An 18,243-nucleotide genomic window follows, 5' to 3' on the forward strand; every position below is an offset into this window, starting at 1 on the left:
GCAGGGTCTGCTGGAGATGGCCCCGGGCCATCCGCTCACTCCAGCTCCGGCACGGGGGACTCCTCGAGCCAGAAGCGGTGGATGAAGTCGTAGAGGCGCTCACTCACCGAGATCTTGTAGTGGGTCGGGTTCAGGAGCCGGAGGTGGTCGGGGCGGAAGGCGGCGAGCTGCTCGAGCACGCTACTCCGGATCTCCCCCAGGGGACGCTCCGGCTGCAGGCGTCGGCCTTCCGCCCACACGCGCTGGTGGAGCGGGATCACCCGGGCGGGGGTGACGAAGGCCCGCTTCTTCTCCTCGAAAGGGTGCCGGCAGAGGATCTGGGCGCCGGGCCGCGGCGGCGCCTCCCCCGCCTGGATCAGCAGGTCGAGGAGGGGGTAGCCCTTGTGCCCCACCAGCCGGTAGGCCTCCTTCCGCCCGGGGATGGTGACCTTCTGGACGTCCTGGGAGAGCTTGATCCGGGGCTGTCCGCCGATCTCCACCAGCTTGTAGACGCAGCCCAGCGCCGGCTGGCTCTCGCACGTCACCAGGTGGGTCCCCACCCCGAAGGTGTCGATCTCGTGCCCCTCGTTCTGGAGGGAAAGGAGGACGGTCTCGTCCAGGTCGTTGGACGCCACGATCTTCAGCCCGGAGACGTCCTTCCCCATCCGCTCGCCGCAGGTGGCGAAGATGTTCCGGGTGGCCTTGGAGAGAAAGGCCAGGTCGCCCGAGTCCAGCCGAACGCCCAGGGGGGCGTAGCCGAAGTCCATGAGGGCGAAGGCGACGCAGACGAAGTTGGGGACGCCGGAGTTGAGGGTGTCGTAGGTGTCCACCAGGGCCAGGAAGGACGCGGGGAAGGCCAGGGCGTAGGCGACGAAGGCGGCCAGCTCGCCCTCGTTGGTGTGCTCGAAGCGCAGCCGTTCCCGGACCGCCAGGGCCGCCGCCGCCAGGTCGGCCTCCTCGCCCGCCCGGGTTTTCAGCCGCGTGGAGGGGAGTTCCCCGAGGGACTTGAAGGACTGGACGAAGGCGTGGGCGTGGGTGCCGCGCACCGGGATGCCGAAGAGGCGGCCCGCCTGGAGGTTGGACGTGGCGTCGAAGCCCCCCAGGTAGGCGTAGCGGGAGGCGGAGACCCCGCCGTCGGGCCCCTGGGCGCGGCGCAGGCCGAACTCCAGCAGGGTCTTCGACTCCCCCACGATCTGGCGGAACCGGGCGGCGTTGGTGGCCATCAGGCTGGCGTAGTTCACCAGCGTCAGCAGGGTGGTCTCCAGCAGCTGCGTCACGCCCAGGGGGCCCTCCACCCGGAGCAGCGGGAGCCGGGGGAAGACCAGGGTCCCCTCGGGGACGGCGTGGATCGTCACCCCGTCCAGGCGCGCCCGGCCCAGCCAGTCGAAGAAGCCCGGGTCGGCGGCGGGGAGGATGCCCCGGAGGTAGTCCACCTGTTCCGCCGAGAAGGCGTAGCGCTTCACGAAGCGGAGGATCTCCTCGAGCCCCGCGAAGATGGTGAACTCGCCCCCGAAGGGGTTCCGCCGGAAGAAGAGGTCGAAGACCGCCGGTTCCTCGTGCCGGCCGTGCTTCCAGTAGCCGTAGGCCATGGTGACCTCGTAGAGGTCGGTCAGGAGCGGGTCCACCAGGGGGTTGGTCGGTTTCATGGCTCTCCTCCGCGGGCGTCAGGCACCCCAGGGGTCCTCGGACGTCACGACCCGGACCCCGGCTTTCCGGAAACCCCGGAAGGCGGCGGCGGCCAGGTCGGTGAAGTCCGCCACGCCCGGCACCACCACCGGGGAGCAGCAGTCCTTCAGGAGGCGGACCTGCCGCTCGAAACCGGGCTTGCGGGCGCCGATCTCGTCCAGGAGGTCCTGGACCGTCCAGGCCACGCAGTGGCTCTTCGCCTGCCCGGCGATCACCACGGTGTCGAAGCCGAGCAGGTGCTCCACGAGCGCCGCGTTCTTCGCGCCGAGGGGGCTCCCGTCCGAGCGGCGGTCCACCTCGGCCCCCAGGACGGAATAGTGCTCGGTGAGGGGGTGCTGCCCCTTGATCTCGAAGCGGGTCTGGCTCTTGCGGGCAAGGGCGTGGAAGAAGAGGGCCTCTTCCACGACCGGCGCCAGGGCGTGGCCGACGCCCCCCAGCATGGCGTGGTAGGGCCAGACCATGTGGGTGTACTTCCCGCCCCGGGACAGCTGGCGGCCGTAGTGAAGCAGGTGGGCGTCCAGTTCTTCCGGGGTGCCGAGGCCCAGCGAGCGGGCCACGTCCGGGTCCACCTTCCACTCGCCCGCCTCGAGGGCGTCCCGGGGGATGGGCGTCACCGGGCCCGGGTGCTTTCCCTCCCGGTCAACCAGGAAGGCCGGGTGGAAGATCTGGAGGGCCGTGTGGGTGTCCAGGGTCGCGACGATCTCGGTGATCCGGTGGAGGTGGCGGTAGATGAACCGGCAGAGCCGGACGTTGTCCTCCACGGCCCCCCGGCCGGACCGGCCGGCCACGAAGAGTTCCCACCCCGGGATGCAGAAGGTGACCTGGAGGTCGATGACGAAGAGGCAGACGCGCTCCGTGTCCGCCGACGCCGGGGGGATGCCGTGGGCCGCCGCCCAGGCCTCGGCCTCCCCGGCCCGTTGCTGGTAGGGGACCCCCCAGATCCGGTCCGCCTTCGCCTCGTCGAAGTGCGGGGGGATGGGAAGAAGCTGATCGGGATTCAAATCCATGGGTTTTCGACCCCTCCGTAGAATTGCCCTCACTATATCACTCCTTGACGGATTCATCCACACGGTTCTCAGGGGCGGGCGGGACCACGGGTGAACACGGATGACCACGGATGGACACGGCTCGGGCAACCGCGAAATCCACGGAAATTGAACCACGAACCACACGAACGAAGAAGACAGAATTCAGAAGTCAGTGGCCAAAGCTCAGGAGTCGGGCGACAGGAGATCGGAGGTGGGAGGAAGGGGACCGGGGCGGGAGAAGGACCGGATGGCAAACACGCGGAGGTGATGGATCCCGAGTGATGCAAATCCTCTGCCCGTCGGTCGCCAGGGAGGGCGGCGCGACTTTGGGCGACCGCATCAGAAAATGCTTGAAAGGGATGGGGGGGCGGCCGGGGTCACCTCACTTCAGCGGGCGGCTGAGATAGCAGTACATGAGGATGACAATGGAGAACATGACGATCCCCTCGGCCCAGAAGAACGCCAGGTAGTCGGTCAGGGACCCGATGGGCGGCGCCCCGGGCACGGCGTTGCGGAGGGCCGGGAAGGCGAAGAGCATGGCGCCCACCCACCCGAACAGGGTCGCCTCGATCCGGCGTCCCCGGATCAGCACGCTCAGGGCCCAGGCCAGTACGCACAGCGCCAGCAACCACTGGGCCACCATGACGAAGACGGCGAAGAAAACCGTCGTGGTGGAGCGCTCAACGTCGAAGGAAAGGAAGGCTCCCTCGGTCGGGTTATCGGAATCCACCGACGCGTCGATCCTGAACCCGTGCACGATCGTCGTCATCCGGACGACCACGGGCACACTGTCCTCCTCGCCGGGTTCCGTCTTCGACGGGGTCGAAACGCTCAGTTCAAGGTCGGCCGTGTACGAGTCAAAGGGGTAGTCGGTGGGGAAGCCGTCGTAGAGGCTGATCGTGACGTCCAGCGGGCTCATCGGTTTCCCTTTCCGGAAGAGCCGCTCGGGGTTTCCGGACGCGTTGTTGACGAAGAGGGTCAGGTCCTTTGCCAGGCTGAACTTGTCCTCGGCCAGCAGGCTGCCCTGGGGCTCGAACTTCAGGCGGAGGGCCATTTCGTTCCTGGAGGGGTCGACGGACAAGACGGACGCCGAGATATCGAGGCAGGCGGCGGGGTTGGGTTTCCCCGCCTCCAGGGGTGTCTTGCTCTTCTCCGCCTCGGCGTGGTAAAGCCTCAGAATGGGGAAATAGGCCACGGCGGCCGCGAGCATCACCAGGGCGGGAATGGCGATCTCCAGGATTTTCCGGATTCTCATGTTCTTCAGACCTCCTTGCAGGCTGCGGTGCCGGATATTCCGGAAAAAGACAACTTGTTGGAAAAAGCGCAAACGTTAACGTACCTATTCCTTACGCTCCGGACTCGAGGGCATTTTCTTCCCTGGTTCCGCCCCGGTCCCTCCGCCGGACCCGTCCGACGGCGACCACTCCTCGTGGATCTTTCGGGCGGTCTCTTCGCCGATCTCCGGGAGGGGATCCTTGGGCGAGTAGCTCTCCCGGTACTGTTCCAGCAGGGCGAAGGTCAGCGAGACGATGAGGGGCCCCAGGACGAAGCCCGCGATGCCGAAGGCGGAGATGCCGCCCATGAGGCTGAAGAGGATCACCGCCGAGTGCAGCTTGATCTTCCCCTGGATGATCATGGGCTTGATGACGTTGTCCATCATGCCGAGGACGATGAGGCCCCACAGGCCCAGGAAGATCCCCTGCCAGGTCTGCCCGGCGAAGAGCAGGTAGAGGGCCGTGGGGAGCCAGATCAGCGCCGCGCCGATGGCGGGCACCAGGGCGGCGAAGGCCGTCAGGACGGCCCAGACCAGGGGGGACGAGAACCCGAGGATGAGGAAGCCGACCCCCGCCAGGAAACCCTGGAGGAGCACGGTGATGAAGTTGCCCGTCATGGTGGCGCGGACCACGTCGGAGATCCGGCTCATGAAGCGGTCTTCCTGCTTCTCGCGGAAGGGGAGGAGTTCCCGGACCCAATCCACGATCTCGTCGCCGAACTTGAAGAAGTAGTAGACCACGATGAGCATGAGGGCGAACTGCAGCAGGGACTGGAGCAGGGTGGACACCAGGATCGTCCCCTGCTGGTAGAGGAAATTGAAGACGGCCTTCCCGGCCTCGTGGAGGCTGTCCTCGGTAATGTTGAGGGTCTTCCGGACCTGGATCACCTGGGGGTGGGTCCAGAAATTCATGATTTCCTTGGGGATCCCGTTCTTCGAGATGTTGTCCACCAGGATGTAGGCCTGGCGGGCCAGGATGGAGCACAGGACCATCAGCGGGATGATGAGCCCGATGACGAAGCCCACCAGGGTGATGAACGCCGAGAGGCTCTTCCGGCCCTTCGTCCATTTCAGGACCTTCTCGTAGACCGGGTAGAGGGTCACCACCACGATGGCCGCCCAGATGAAGATGGGGAGGAACGGCTTCGCCACCGCGTAAAAGTAGTACAGGAAGAAGGCCAGGAGGCCGAAGAAGAAATAGTGGGCGTTGATGCGGCGTTTCACGTCGGGACCTCCGTTTTCGGGCAGATGTCGGCGAGAAGGCAGTCTGTGCAGGCCGGCCGGCGGGCCCTGCAGGTCCGGCGGCCGTGACGGATCAGCCAGTGGGAGAGGGCGATCCGGTGTTCGCGGGGCGTCACGGCCTCGAGGTCCCTCTCCACCCGCTTCGGGTCGCGGGAACTGGTGAACCCGAGCCGGCGGGAGAGGCGGAGCACGTGGGTGTCCACCACGATGCCGTCCTCGACGCCGAAGGCGTTCCCCAGGACCACGTTGGCGGTTTTCCGGGCGACGCCGGGGAGGGAGAGCAGGTCCTCCATCCGGTCGGGGACCCTTCCGCCGAACGCGTCCCGGATACGGCGGGCACTCTCGCGGATGTGCCGGGCCTTGTGCCGGTAGAACCCGGTGGAGTGGACCAGCCTTTCGAGTTCCGCGATCGGGGCCTCCGCCAGGGCGTTCGCGTCGGGATAGGCGGCGAAGAGTCCGGGGGTGGCGGCGTTCACCTGCTCGTCGGTGCACTGGGCCGAGAGGATGGTGGCCACGAGGAGCTGGAAGGGGTCCTCGTGCCGCAGTTCGCACGCGGGGTCCGGGTCGATCGCCCGGAAGCGCTCGATGAGGAGGCGCATCCGCTCACGGCCCGTCATGCCCGCCCCCCGTCCGGCCCGTGCCGCCCGTTCCTGAAAACCATCGCCGGAAGGCTTCGGGCCGCGGTTTGCGACAACCGCAGCCACGCGTCGAACCCCACCGTCTCCGGGCGGGCGGCCCCGTCAATCCCCGCCTCGGCCAGGATCGCCTTCCAGGTGGCCGCCCCCGCGGCGCCGGAGGCGAGGGAGCCGGCCAGCATCTTCCGCCGGTGGAGGAAGCCCCGGCTGACCAGGTGAAAGAAGGCGCGCTCCGCGTCGGGGTCCAGCAGGGGCGCCGGGCGGAGGTCCAGGCGGACCGTGCGCGAATCCACCTTCGGCGGCGGGTAGAAGGAGCCCGGGTGGACCTTGAACCCCTGGGCCACCTCGGCGTGGTAGCGGCAGTCCAGGGTCAGGTAGCCGTAGTCGTCCGAGCCGGGGCCGGCGCTCATCCGGCGGACCACCTCCTCCTGCAGCAGGGCGCAGACGGAGGACACGGTGCCGCGGAGGGGGATCAGCTTCCGGACGATCCCCGTCCCGACGTTGTAGGGGAAGTTCCCCGCCACCCGGACGGGCGTGGTGATCCCGTGCCGTGCCAGCAGGGCGCCCAGGTCGACTTTCACCGCGTCGAGGTTCTCCACCGTCAACCGGGGCTCTCCGGCGAACCGGCCCCGGAGGCCCTCCGCCAGCGCCGTGTCCAGTTCGAGGGCGAGGACGCGGCATCCCCGCTCCAGCAGGACCTCCGTCAGCGTCCCGGTGCCGGGGCCGACCTCGACGACGGGCTCTCCCGCGGCCACGCCGGCGAAGTCGGCGATCTTCCGGAGGATGTTGCGGTCGGTGAGGAAGTGTTGCCCCAGGTTCTTCCGGGGTTTCGGGTGGCTCACGGCAGGGCCCCGAAGCGGTAGACGATGAGGCTGCCGGCGGCGTAGTTGCCCACCCACGCCTCCAGGACGCCCCCCTCCTGCCAGGTGTCCACGGCCACGGTGCCCTTCTGGGCCGGCCACTCCCCCAGGAAGGACAGATCGGAACCCGCGAAGGCCTGGAGAACGCACGTGGTGTAGCAGACCGCGAAAACCACCCGGCCGTCGTTGCTCACGGCCACGGTTCTGGGGGATGCGGCCGTGCGGACCGAGGCGAGGACCTGCTCGGTGGCGAGGTCCAGCTTGAGAAGCCGGGCACCGAGGTTGAGGGAGACGTACATGACTTTCCCCCAGACGGTCAGGTGCCGGGGGTTGACCCCGGTCCGGATCGTCCGGAGGAGTTTGCCGGAAGGAAGATCGAGCACCTTGATGCGGTCGCTGCCCATCTCGGCCACGTAGAGAAGGCGGTTGTCGGGGGAGACTTCCATGCCCCGGGGAGTGGCGAAACCCGTGAGGGTGCGGGTCACCGCCCACCCGGAGGGGTCGGCGGACGCGATGTCGACGACGGTGAGGGAGTGGGAGTGCCAGTTCGAGACGAAGAGCCAACGGCCGTCCCGGCTCGCGACGAGGACCTTGGGTGTTTTCCCCGTCGGGATGAAGAGGAGGCGGGCCTTGCGCTTGTTGCCCGTGACGGCGTCGGTCAGGGTAACCTCCTTGAAGGGGCGCCCGGGGACGGCCGTCTCGGTGTTGACGAGGTCCCACGCCACCACGCCGGCGCCGTTGTGGAGCGAGAGCCACAGGATGCGCCCGCGGTGGGAGAAGCAGCACTCCACCGGCTTTTCCTCGAAGGAGTCGATGGCGACCTTTTTCTGGTAGTCGTAGCCCCGGCCCGGGTGTGGCGTGAAGTCGATGCGGCGCAGCAGTCGCCGGGTCCGCCGGTCGAACTCGAAGACGTTCATCTCCTCGAGGTTGACGGAGTAGACCCGGCTGCCGTCGGGGCTGATGCGCACGGCTTTCACGCCGTAGCCGGTCCGGAGGTTCTCCTTCTCGATCAGTTCCAGCCGGGGGGATGTCGGGGTCGCCACGGCCGCCGGGAGAACGGTGCCGACCAGCAGCGCGAGCACGGCCGGCCACGGCCGGCGGAGGCACGCCGGAACACCGGCGGCAGGGGGCCGGGAAGCACCGCCCGCCGCGCCGGACGTGGAAACGGGACCTCGCCGTTCAATGGGTTTGCGGGAGCCGGGAAAAACACTTGTCATGGGTTGAAAGGCCTCTTAGGGGAAGGTTCCGGCACCGAAAGCGGATTATACCACAGGGAAGTGGAGGGGAAAGAAGCTTCGGAAGGGTTCACCCGCCCCCGAGCAGGATGGAGAGTTCCACCGCGTCGCCCACGGCAAGGACGTGCTCCCGATGGCGAAGTCGGCCGTTGACGGTGGTCAGGATGTGGGGGATGTGGCGAGGCTGGAACCCGATGGTCTCGAGCAGGTCGAGGACGGTTTTCCCCTCGGGGACCTCCACCTCGAAGTCCTTCTTCCCGTTCGGGGTCTGCAACATGCCGACGACGTTCACCCGGATGACCATTTTTGTGCCTCCACAAGACTATTTTAACCACGAAGCCCGCGAACTCCACGGAAATTTTACGGGAATGGGGAAGGAAAGGACAAAAGGACCAAAGGGACCAGAAGGACCAAAGGGACGGGGGCGGGGAAGGGGGCATCGACCGGGGAGGGGGCCGGAGGTGATCGCCCGAGTCCGTTCTGATCGGATCGGATTCGCGCTTGATCCGGGCGCGTGCGTCCCTTACAATCACGTCATGAAGACTGCGGCTGATCACCATCGGGCAGCGGATTGCGCAGGCGGGGAGCCGGACCGGTCCGGGAACGGGTGGCTTCACGGGTGGGTTCGGCCGGGGCCGCGGCCTCCCGGCGGGATCGAGCCCGGGCCGGGGGAGACCCTCGACCGGATCTGCGGGCACTGGCGGATCTTCCAGTACCGCGGCGGCCACCGCTACTCCCTGGACGACCTCCTGACGGCGTGGTACGGCACCTCCGCCTGCCCGCGGGCGGAGCGGATCGCCGACCTCGGGTCCGGCATCGGCAGCGTGGCCCTGGCGGCGGCCTGGCGGTGCCCCGGGGCGCGGGTCTGCACCGTGGAGGCACAGGCCGAATCCGTCCGGCTCGCGCGGAAGTCGGCGGCGTACAACGGCCTCGACGGGCGGTTCCGGCTGGAGGAGGGCGACCTGCGGGACCCGGGCCTCTTCGCGGACGAGGGCCCCTTCGACCTGGTCCTCGGTTCCCCGCCGTACTGGGCGCCCGGCACCCACACCGAGGCGGCGCACCCCCAGACGCACCCGGCCCGCTTCGAACTCCGGGGGGGCGTGGAGGACTACGCGGGCGCGGCGGGCCGGCTCCTGGCGCCCGGCGGGGTTTTCGCCTGCGTTTTCGCCCGGGAGGGCATCCCCCGAGTGGAGGCCGCTTTCCGGGGGGCGGGCCTCCTGCCGCTGCGGCGCCGGGAAGTCCGTTTCCGGGAGGGCGAACCGATGGGGATCTGCGTGTTCGCCGCCGGGCGGCAGGCGGACTATCCATCGGAGCTTTCGCGGGGCGGCCGGTTCCCCGTCGTCGAACCGCGGCTCACGGTCCGGGACCGCCGGGGCGCCTTCACCCCGGGGATGGCCCTGGTCCGGCTGTCGCTGGGCTTTCCCCCGGGGCCGGTCGGAAGCGGGGAACCCGGGGGAAAACCCTGCGACGGCGGATGAAGGCCGTCGGCGATCCCCCGACACAGTGGAAGGAGTAAACCGGGATGACGAAGCCGGATGACCCCGAGACTGTTGAAAACGGTGCAGGCCGGCCCCCGGGCGCCGCGGGCGGCAAACCGGTATGCGGACGGGCCGCCAAGCGGGAAAAGCCGAAGCGTTGAAGGAGAGCGAGGGAGCACGCTATGTCGATGACAGGTCCCCAGGGGCACGGGAGAACGGACGGTGAAGGCCCGGCCGGGGCGCCGGAGACCGGAAGAAGGCCGGACGCCGAAATCCCCTACGTCAGCACGCCGCGGCATTCCCCGGCGGACGGGGAGGGGACGGAGGACCGCTGGCCCGTCCCGGGGTGGGACCGGTACCGCTGCGAGAAGCTGATCGGCGAGGGCGGGGCGGGGACGGTCTTCCGGGCCTGGGACCCCCGGCTGAACCGCCGCGTGGCGCTCAAGTTCCTCAAGTCCGACGACGCGGAGCTGGTCGCGCGGTTCCTCCGGGAAGCCCGGGCCCAGGCCCACATCGAGCACCCGAACGTGTGCAAGGTCTACGAGGTGGGCGACGTGGAGGGGCGCGCCTACATCGCCATGCAGTACATCGACGGCGCGTCGCTGAAGGAACGCTACCCCGCCATGACGCTGGAACAGCGCGCGCTGGTGATCCGCCAGGTGGCGGAAGCCGTGCAGGAAGCCCACCGCCGGGGGATCGTCCACCGGGACCTCAAGCCTTCCAACATCATGCTGGAGCAGTCGGAGGACGGTTCCTGGCGTCCCTTCGTGGTGGACTTCGGGCTGGTTCACGAGGAGGGGGGGGAGAGCCTGACGGTCTCGGGGATGACCCTTGGGACCCCGGCCTACATGTCGCCCGAGCAGGCGAGAGGGGAGACCCTTCTCGTCGACCGGCGGTCCGACGTTTACAGCCTCGGGGCCACCCTGTACGAAATCATCGCCCGGCAACCGCCCTTCAGTGGCGTGAGCCCCGTGGAGACCATGCTGCGCCTTCTGCAGGACGATCCGCCGCCCCTCTCCCGGCTGGTTCCGAAAGTGTCGCCCGACCTGGAGAACATCGTGATGAAGTGCCTCGAGAAAAACCCCCAGCGGCGGTACGATTCCGCCCGGGCCCTGGCCGATGACCTGGGGCGCTTTCTCGACGGCGAGCCCGTGCTGGCTCGCCGGGCGGGTTTCCTCTACCGGGCCGGGCGGCGTCTCCGGAAAAACCGGGCCTTTTCCGTGCTGACAGTGGTTTCCCTGGTGGCGGTGGCGGTGCTGGCGGGCCTTTGGTGGCATGCACGGAGCAACGCCGCCCTCCAGGCCGAGCTGGCCCAGCGCTTCGGCCAACGGGTGGAGCAGGCGGAGGGCATCCTCTGGCGGGCCCAGTCCCTCCCCCCGCACGACATTCGCCCGACGCGGAAGCTGGTCCGGCAGTTGTTGGTCTCCATCGAGGCGGACATGAAACGGTACGGGGGACTGGCCGAAGGGTCGGGCCATGCCGCCCTGGGGAGGGGGTACCTGGCCCTCCACGATTACCTCCGGGCCCGGGAGCACCTGGAGAGCGCCTGGGCCGCCGGTTACCGGACCCCGGAGACCGCCTACGCCCTGGGCCTGACCTTCGCCCGGCTCTTCCACGACGAACTGGGGCGGCTCTCGGCGATAGCGGACAAGAAACGGAAGGAGGCCTTCCAGGCCTCGGCGGAGCGTCGGTTGCGGGACCCCGCCGCGGCGTTCATCCGCCTCAGCCTCGGGATGCCGACGGCCTCGCCGGCGTACCTGGAGGCCCTGCTGGCTTTCTTCGCCAAGGACTACGACGGGGCCCTGCGCAAGGCCCGGGAGGCGGTTCGGAAAACACCCTGGCTGTACGAGGCGAATGCCCTGCAAGGCGCCGTCTTCCAGGCCCGGGCCCGGCAGGACGAGACGGACGGGAAACTCGACGCCGCGGAGCGGGGCTACCGCGACGCGGAGAAGGCTTACCTCGAAGCGGCGTCCATCGCCCGGAGCGACGGGCTGGTCCTCTGCGACCTCGCGGAGGTCTACCACGACCTTCTCTTCCTGGATGTCTGGAAGCGGGACCGGCTCCGCCCCGAAATCTACCATGCCACCCTCTCCGCCTGCCGCCGGTCCCTCGACGTGGACCCTGATTCGGCGGTCGCCCATCTCCTGCTCATGGAATCCTTCGCCGACCACGCGGAGTGGGCCTTCCGGAAGGGGGAGGACCCGAGCCGCGAGTTGGCGGAATCGATCCGCATCGGCGAGTCCCTGCTCCGGGTCGACCCCCGCAACGTGAGGGCCCTCGAGTTGATGGGGATTTCCTTGTGGCAGACGGGCCAGGGATGCATGGAAAGCGACCCGGTTCGGGCGGAAGCCTGCTTCCTCCGAGGGATCCGGTCGGTGGAACAGGCCCTGGCCCTGGCGCCCGAGGACGCCCGGGCCTGGGACTACCTCGGGCTGGTCTGCATGGAAATGGCCAACCTCAGGGTTGTCCGGAAGCAGGACCCCTCGGAGTACGTCCGCAAGGGGGCCGGCGCGTTCCGGAAGTCCCTGGCCCTCAACCCCGACCTGGTGTCATCCCTGGTGAACCGGGCGCTGATCCTCGAGGTCTGGCTCGAATACCTCGTACTCCGGGGGCTCGGCGACCCCGTATCGGTCGGCCGGGAAGCGCTGGAGTGCCTGGCGCGGGCGGCGGTCAAGCACGCCGACCTGTACTGGATCCCCCGGACGGCGGGCATGATCCATTTTCAGCTGGCGCAATGGCAGGCGCGGCAGGGGAAGGACCCGTCCGGCGAACTGGAGGCCGCCCGGACGAACCTGGATCGTTCACTCACCCTGAACCCGGGAGACAAGGACGCCGTCATCTACCTCGTGGACCTCGACCTGTGGGTCGCCGAACGGGACCGCCAGGCCGGCCGGTCCTCCACGGCCGCCCTTCGGAGGGCGAAGGTTGACCTGGAGCGGGTCGACCCCGCCCTTCGCGACCACCCGGACATCGCCTCGCGCCGAAAGAGGATCGCGGAGGCCATGACAGAAAAGCCAGCCCGGACAACCGCAATCGAAGCACCTTCCCTCCCGACCCAGTCCTCCAGAGGGCTTTCTCTTCCTCCTGAATTCTGGATTCTCCGTTCGTATGGTTCGTGTGGTTCGTGGTGAAAACAGGCTTTTAGCGGTTTAAGCAGAAGGGATTGAGCATCCGGCTCGGCGAATCGGGGCTGACTTGAACCTCCTGCCCGGCCCCGGAAGCCTGTCCGCGTATTCCGTGTATTTCGTGGTTCCTTTTCCAGTTTGTCCGGGTCGGAAATTACATCTGGTACTTGCCCATGGACTCGGGAGACATCTCCTCCAGCCACTTCTGGAGTTCGTCGTCGGAGAGGTTCTCCTTGTCCGCGGTGGAGAAGGTCCGCGATTTGCGGATCACCTCCTCCGAGACGAAAATCCGGGCCGACATCCGCACGGCCAGGGCCATGCCGTCGCTGGGGCGGGAGTCGATGACCAGGGGCCGGCCCTGGTAGGTGAGGTGGATCTCGGCGAAGTAGGTGCTGTCCACGAGGTCCGTGACCACCACTTTCTCCATCGTGATGGACAGTTGTTGCAGGAGGTTCTTCATGAGGTCGTGGGTCAGCGGCCGCGGGACCTGGATCTTCTCCAGTTCGACGGCGATGGCGTTGGCCTCGAAGATGCCGATCCAGATGGGGATGATGGTGGTTTCCGCAACGTCCTGGAGGATCACGATGGGCGTGTTGCTGGACGGGTCCAGGATCAGGCCCTTGAGGATGAATTCTCTTGCGTTATCCATGTCGACCTCGCTTTGCCCGGCTTGATCTTAGCACAAAATATGGTGCAGGCGTGTTTTTTAATTTCTTTCGGGTTGTCATCGGGAGGCCGTTTGCCTATAATGGGCGAGAGGTTGACCTTCTGCGATGGTTGGTATGGAACCGCAAGTCTTGGGCAAGTACAGGCTGGAGAAAATCGTTGGCCGCGGCGCCATGGGCGTGATCTACGAGGCCTTCGACACGACCCTTCACCGCAAGGTGGCCATCAAGACCATGACGGGGGAACTCACCAACGACCCCAACCTGCGGAAACGCTTCTACCTGGAGGCGCGTGCCGCGGCCAACCTCCACCACTCCAACATCATCACCATCCATGACATGGGCGAGGAAGGGCACGCGCCTTACATTGTCATGGAACTCCTGGAGGGGACCGACCTCAAGAGCCTGCTCCAGCAGGAGAAAAACTGGCCCTTCGCCCGGATCGCCCAGATCGGCATCCAGACCGCCAACGGGTTGAGCTACGCCCACCAGGCCAACATCGTTCACCGGGACATCAAGCCGGCCAACATATTCGTCAGCAAGAACGAGACCGTCAAGATCCTCGACTTCGGGGTGGCCCACGTCATCTCCTCCACCCTCACCCAGGCCGGGATGCTGCTGGGGTCCATCGGGTACATGGCGCCGGAGCAGATCACCGGGCAGAAGGTGGACGGCCGGGCGGACCAGTATTCCCTGGGCGTCATCCTCTACGAGCTGGTGACCGGCGTGAAACCGTTCATCGAGAAGGACATCACCGCCACGATCCAGGCCATCATGAAGATGCCGCCCGTCCCGCCGCGGAACATCCGGGAAGATTGCCCCGCGGACCTGGAGCGGATCATCCTGAAGTGCCTCAACAAGGACCGGGACAACCGTTTCCCCGACATGTCCTTCGTCGCCAAGGGGCTCGAGCTGGTCCTCTCCAACACGCCCACGGCGGAAAGCCGCACCCCGGCCGCCAAGCCGGGGCCCTCCCTGGGAGAGATCTCCACCCCCGGCGGCGCCCGCCCGTCGACGGAGCAGCGGATTTCCGACACGCGCCAGTGGCTCTCCATCCAGGAGCTGCTCGCCCAAAGCAAGGCCAAGGCGCAGGCCGGGGAGGTCCAGGAAGCCTTCACCCTGCTGAAGGAGCACTATCGCCTCTACCAGAAGGACCCCGAGTTCCAGACGTTCTTCAGGCAGTTGAAGGTGGAGAAGGAGAGTTTCGACAAGAAATCCATGCTCCAGAAGCACTACCACGACGCCGTGAAGCTCCTCGAGGAGGACAATTTCAAGCTGGCCCGCCTCGAGATGGAAACCCTCCTCAAGATCGACCCGTCCTCGATCCTCATCAGCCAGCTCGAACAGGAGATCTCCCGCCGGGAGACCTACGCCCAGATCCAGGATTGGGTGGAGGAGGCGGAAAAGAGCCTGACGTCGGGTCAGTGGGCCCCCTTCATCGACCACGTCCAGGAAGGCCGGAAGCGCTTCGAGCGGGTGGAGGAATTCCGGCTCAAACTGGAGCAGTTGGTCGCCCGGGTCTCGGAGGCCTTCCAGGCCGCCATCAAGCAGGCGGTCCGGACGAACGACTGGCAAGGTGTCCTCACGGCCATGGGCCCGGTGGTTCAGGCCTTCCCCCAGGAGGCGTCGCTGCGGGAGAAGTACGAGTTCTGCGAGCAGAAAGCCCAGCGCCAGCAGCAGATCTCCCGCCTCCAGGAGTGGATGGACCGGGGCGAGAAGCTGCTCCAGAAAAATGCCCGGGAGGAGATCGACAAGCACATCGGTGCGGGCGACGCGGAGTTCCGCGACCTCAAGGAGTACCAGACCTGCCGGAAGAACCTGCAGACGAAGCAGGAGAAACTGGAAACCGACCGTCTTCTCCAGCAAATCCAGCCCCTGGAGAAGCAGGCGCTGTGGGAAGAAGCGGTGGACATCCTCCGGCCCTACCTTCGCCAGTACGCGGAGAACCGGCCCCTGGTCGAGAAATACAACCTCCTGATGAAGAACAAGCTGGAAAAGGAGCGGCTGATGGCCCTCCAGCAGTTCGTGGACGACCAGGTCAAGATCGTGGAAACCCTGATCAAGTCCCAGCAGTACGAGCAGGCGAAGAAATACATCATCGTGCTCCTGGACAAGTACCCCGGGACGCCGGAGTTCGAGGACAGCCTGATCCGCATCGAGAACCACCTGACCTTCCAGCGGTCCATCGCCGAGATTCGGCAGCACATCGTCAACGAGGACTACGACCAGGCGTACGACATCTACGCCATGCTCAGGGACGCCTACGGCGACGAGGTCCAGTTGGAGATCCTCCAACACGAACTCGAGAACCTCCGCATGTCCCTCGACACGCGAAACCTCAAGGCCAATTCCGAGGCCCGGCTGGACAACGCCATCAGCCTGGCGGAGAAGGGGGCTTACGACAAGGCCCTGGAGATCATCCGCGAGATGATGGCCTCCAACCCCGAGCACACCTTCCTCTACACCAACTACGTGACCATCAAGACCGAGAAGGAGACCCGCGAGCGGGAGGACCTCCTGCAGGGCCTCAAGGAGATCAACGAGATCGAGAAGAAGGGCGAGCTCTACTTCGCCATCGAGAAGGCCCGGAGCCTGTCGGAGCGGTTTCCCGGCGAGGACACCCTGACCACCCTACAGAAGGCCCTCCGGAAAAAGTACGTCTCGAGCCAGGTGGAGCGGATCCAGAAGGCCACGCAACAGGGGAGCCTCCAGGAGGCCGCGGCCCTCCTCGAGACCAACCTCAAGCTCCTGCCCAACGAGAAGGCCTTCCAGGACCTTCGCGACAACCTCGACATGGAGAAGAAGAAGTCGGAATTCCTGGAGGTCGAGATCCAGAAGGTCCGCACCGCCGTGGCCGAGCGCCGCATCGACGACGCCCTCGAGATCGCCAACTCCCTCATCCCCCTGAACCCGAACAACGCGGAGCTGAAAGAGTTCCTCAAGGACATCGTCTACCAGAAAACCCGGATGCTCTGACCCGCCCGGGCTGTCCCTGCCGATCATGCGCGAAATCCTGGCTCACGTCACCGAAAGTCAGCCGTCGTGTCCGTACGGGACCGGCCGGGAGTGCGTCATCGAAACCTGCCTGATGACCGGGGTTCCCCCCGGGGAGTACGAAATCCTGCTCGAGCGGGGATGGCGGCGCTTCGGCGCGTCCTATTTCCGCCCCGTCTGCCCGGAATGCACCGCCTGCGTGTCGCTGCGGGTCTCCGCGGACCGCTTCCGGTTCCGACGCCGGCACCGTCGGGCGTTGCGGCGGCTCGAGGCGTACCGGGTGGTGCTGGGCCCCCCCCGCTTCGACGCGGAGCGCCTCCGGCTCCACCGCCGGTGGTTCGACGCGCGCCGGGCGTCACGGGGGTGGGATCCGGCCGACCTGTCCGGGAAGGCTTACGCCAGCGTGTTCTGCCGTCCCGAGCCCGTGGCCTGGGAGATCGCCTGCTACCTCGGGGACCGTCTCGCCGCGGTCTCCCTCACGGACATCACCCCCGGCGCCCTGAGCGCGGTCTACTTCTACTACGACCCCGACGACGCCCGTTTCTCCCCCGGGACCTTCAACATCCTCTTCCACCTCCAGCTCGCCCTGCGGACCGGCCGGCCCTGGGTCTACCTCGGCTACCACGTGGCGACGTGCCCCTCGATGGCCTACAAGGCGGATTTCCGGCCCCACGAACGACTGGAAGGCCGTCCCGGGGAGGACGACACGCCCCGGTGGATTGCCGTGGAAGGCTGATGCGTCAGCCGGAAGGAAGAGCCTGCCGGGAAAGGACAAAAGGACCAAAAGGACCAAAGGGACCAAAAGGACGGCTGAATGCCGAAAGAGAACCGGCCCGGAGACACGCGGGGCCGGTGGTCGAAAGCCGCGGAACAGGTTCCCGAGCGTGGGAAGGCTGGGGGGCGAAAGCCGGAACGCATTCCGCATTGCCTGTCTTGCCGCCTTGCCACCCTTGCCGCCTTGCCACCCTTGCCGCCTTGCCACCTTGCCACCCTTGCCGCTTTGCCACCCTTGCCGTCCTTTATGTCCTTTATGTCCTTTTGGTCCTTTCGTCCCTTTCAGGTCAAGGGCCGCCGAAAGGGCGCGAGGCTCACGATTTAGGCCGGGTGGCCAGGAAGATCCCGCCCAGCATCACCACGCCGCCGACGGCGAACCAGGGCGTGATGGCGTGGCGGTTCACCAGGAAGTCGAACACCGCCGTCAGGGGCGGGTTGAGGTAGACGAAGAGGGTGACGTTGGAGGCCTTCCAGTGCTTCAGGGCGACGAACCAGAGCGCGAAGGCCACCACGGTGCAGGCGATGGAGAGGAACAGGAGGGCCAGGTGCTGCGCAGGGGAGAAGGCGCCCCATTTCGCCAGGATCGGTTCGCTGAGAAAGCCGAAGAGCGGCAGGCACCCCACCGAGAGCATCACAAAGTTGACGGTGACGGGGGAGTAGCGCTCCATCAGGGGCTTGGTGAGGACGGTCGCCACCGACCAGCACACCGAGGCCAGCATCACGCAGACGGCGTAGGGGACCTTCTCCGCCGGGATCAGGGCGCCGCCGGGCATGTTCCCCACCTTCCCGAAGACGACCACCACCGCCAGGCCGCCGAAGGCGAGGAGCGTCCCCAGGAGCCGGCGGAGAGAGAAGGCCTCGTGGAGGAACTTCATGGCCATGAGCAGGGTCAGGAGCGGCGTCAGGGAGACCAGGAGGGAGGACGCCGCCGGGGTCACCCAGGCCATCCCATGGTTGAGAAAGAAGTTGTAGCCGATCACGGTCAGCAGCCCGATGACGCCTACCCGGACCGGGTGCGCCCTCAGGAGCTGGAGGGCCTCGCGCCGGTGGAACCCGAACGCGATCACGAGGCTGATGACGCCGACGGGCACGAAGCGCATCACCACCAACTCGAACGCCGTGGTGCTCTCCCGGAGCGCCGCGATGGCTAAAAACGAGTTCGACCAGATGAGGAAGGTCAGGATCAGCAGGAGGAAAATGGACGCGTCTTTTCGGGTCACGGGGGGGTTGTCCTTTGCGCCATCGCTGGGTGTAGGCTGTTAGGCTGAA

The 18,243-nt window shown here is 66.9% G+C and carries 14 protein-coding genes; 4 read left to right on the forward strand and 10 right to left on the reverse strand.

What is annotated here, in order from left to right; all coding sequences use genetic code 11:
* Positions 1–35 precede the first annotated feature (35 nt).
* The 8 genes from pncB to KA419_03845 form a co-directional block, all read right to left on the reverse strand.
* Positions 36–1,625 (reverse strand): nicotinate phosphoribosyltransferase, encoded by a 1,590-nt coding sequence (gene pncB, locus KA419_03810; protein ID MBP7865052.1) that lies wholly within the window; start codon positions 1,623–1,625, stop codon positions 36–38.
* A gap of 18 nt (positions 1,626–1,643) precedes the next feature.
* Positions 1,644–2,672 carry an isochorismatase gene (locus KA419_03815; GenBank protein MBP7865053.1) on the reverse strand — a complete coding sequence of 343 codons (1,029 nt, stop codon included), beginning with the start codon at positions 2,670–2,672 and terminating at the stop codon, positions 1,644–1,646.
* Between the two features lie 403 nt (positions 2,673–3,075).
* Positions 3,076–3,948 carry a DUF4436 family protein gene (locus tag KA419_03820; GenBank protein MBP7865054.1) on the reverse strand — a complete coding sequence of 291 codons (873 nt, stop codon included), beginning with the start codon at positions 3,946–3,948 and terminating at the stop codon, positions 3,076–3,078.
* Positions 3,949–4,032: 84 nt separating this feature from the next.
* On the reverse strand, positions 4,033–5,190 hold the full coding sequence (locus KA419_03825) for an AI-2E family transporter (GenBank protein ID MBP7865055.1): 1,158 nt from the start codon (positions 5,188–5,190) through the stop codon (positions 4,033–4,035).
* Positions 5,187–5,825 (reverse strand): endonuclease III, encoded by a 639-nt coding sequence (nth, locus tag KA419_03830; GenBank protein ID MBP7865056.1) that lies wholly within the window; start codon positions 5,823–5,825, stop codon positions 5,187–5,189. The genes KA419_03825 and nth overlap by 4 nt, the downstream gene beginning before the upstream one ends.
* The gene (gene rsmA, locus KA419_03835) at positions 5,822–6,685 is read right to left on the reverse strand and encodes a ribosomal RNA small subunit methyltransferase A (GenBank protein MBP7865057.1); all 864 of its coding nucleotides are present in this window, start codon (positions 6,683–6,685) and stop codon (positions 5,822–5,824) included. The genes nth and rsmA overlap by 4 nt, the downstream gene beginning before the upstream one ends.
* Entirely contained in the window at positions 6,682–7,785 is a 1,104-nt protein-coding gene (locus KA419_03840; GenBank protein MBP7865058.1) for a beta-propeller fold lactonase family protein, read from the reverse strand. Before KA419_03840 ends, rsmA begins: the two co-directional genes overlap by 4 nt.
* 223 nt (positions 7,786–8,008) lie before the next feature.
* Positions 8,009–8,242 (reverse strand): MoaD/ThiS family protein, encoded by a 234-nt coding sequence (locus KA419_03845; GenBank protein ID MBP7865059.1) that lies wholly within the window; start codon positions 8,240–8,242, stop codon positions 8,009–8,011.
* Between the two features lie 232 nt (positions 8,243–8,474).
* On the opposite strand from KA419_03845, the gene KA419_03850 reads away from it, so the two are divergent.
* Positions 8,475–9,416 (forward strand): methyltransferase, encoded by a 942-nt coding sequence (locus KA419_03850; protein MBP7865060.1) that lies wholly within the window; start codon positions 8,475–8,477, stop codon positions 9,414–9,416.
* Between the two features lie 182 nt (positions 9,417–9,598).
* Positions 9,599–12,547 (forward strand): protein kinase, encoded by a 2,949-nt coding sequence (locus KA419_03855; protein ID MBP7865061.1) that lies wholly within the window; start codon positions 9,599–9,601, stop codon positions 12,545–12,547.
* Positions 12,548–12,695: 148 nt separating this feature from the next.
* Here the strand turns inward: KA419_03855 and KA419_03860 are convergent, their stop codons facing one another.
* On the reverse strand, positions 12,696–13,190 hold the full coding sequence (locus KA419_03860) for a bifunctional nuclease family protein (GenBank protein MBP7865062.1): 495 nt from the start codon (positions 13,188–13,190) through the stop codon (positions 12,696–12,698).
* A gap of 133 nt (positions 13,191–13,323) precedes the next feature.
* Between KA419_03860 and KA419_03865 the strand changes: the two genes are divergently transcribed.
* Entirely contained in the window at positions 13,324–16,182 is a 2,859-nt protein-coding gene (locus KA419_03865; protein ID MBP7865063.1) for a protein kinase, read from the forward strand.
* Positions 16,183–16,207: 25 nt separating this feature from the next.
* Complete coding sequence (locus tag KA419_03870) at positions 16,208–16,936, forward strand: arginyltransferase (GenBank protein MBP7865064.1); 729 nt, start codon at positions 16,208–16,210, stop codon at positions 16,934–16,936.
* 352 nt (positions 16,937–17,288) lie between these two features.
* On the opposite strand, the gene KA419_03875 is transcribed toward KA419_03870, so the two are convergent.
* Entirely contained in the window at positions 17,289–18,194 is a 906-nt protein-coding gene (locus KA419_03875; protein ID MBP7865065.1) for a DMT family transporter, read from the reverse strand.
* Positions 18,195–18,243 lie beyond the last annotated feature (49 nt).

The sequence above is a fragment of the Acidobacteriota bacterium genome (assembly GCA_018001935.1).
Taxonomy (GTDB): domain Bacteria; phylum Acidobacteriota; class JAAYUB01; order JAAYUB01; family JAAYUB01; genus JAGNHB01.

Bases quoted from the DNA above. Each gene is read 5' to 3' on its own strand.
- KA419_03820 (MBP7865054.1), bottom strand. From the start codon at position 3,948: ATGAGAATCCGGAAAATCCTGGAGATCGCCATTCCCGCCCTGGTGATG.
- KA419_03855 (MBP7865061.1), top strand. From the start codon at position 9,599: ATGTCGATGACAGGTCCCCAGGGGCACGGGAGAACGGACGGTGAAGGC.
- nth (MBP7865056.1), bottom strand. From the start codon at position 5,825: ATGACGGGCCGTGAGCGGATGCGCCTCCTCATCGAGCGCTTCCGGGCG.
- KA419_03865 (MBP7865063.1), top strand. From the start codon at position 13,324: ATGGAACCGCAAGTCTTGGGCAAGTACAGGCTGGAGAAAATCGTTGGC.
- KA419_03815 (MBP7865053.1), bottom strand. From the start codon at position 2,672: ATGGATTTGAATCCCGATCAGCTTCTTCCCATCCCCCCGCACTTCGAC.
- KA419_03850 (MBP7865060.1), top strand. From the start codon at position 8,475: ATGAAGACTGCGGCTGATCACCATCGGGCAGCGGATTGCGCAGGCGGG.
- KA419_03860 (MBP7865062.1), bottom strand. From the start codon at position 13,190: ATGGATAACGCAAGAGAATTCATCCTCAAGGGCCTGATCCTGGACCCG.
- KA419_03870 (MBP7865064.1), top strand. From the start codon at position 16,208: ATGCGCGAAATCCTGGCTCACGTCACCGAAAGTCAGCCGTCGTGTCCG.
- KA419_03845 (MBP7865059.1), bottom strand. From the start codon at position 8,242: ATGGTCATCCGGGTGAACGTCGTCGGCATGTTGCAGACCCCGAACGGG.
- pncB (MBP7865052.1), bottom strand. From the start codon at position 1,625: ATGAAACCGACCAACCCCCTGGTGGACCCGCTCCTGACCGACCTCTAC.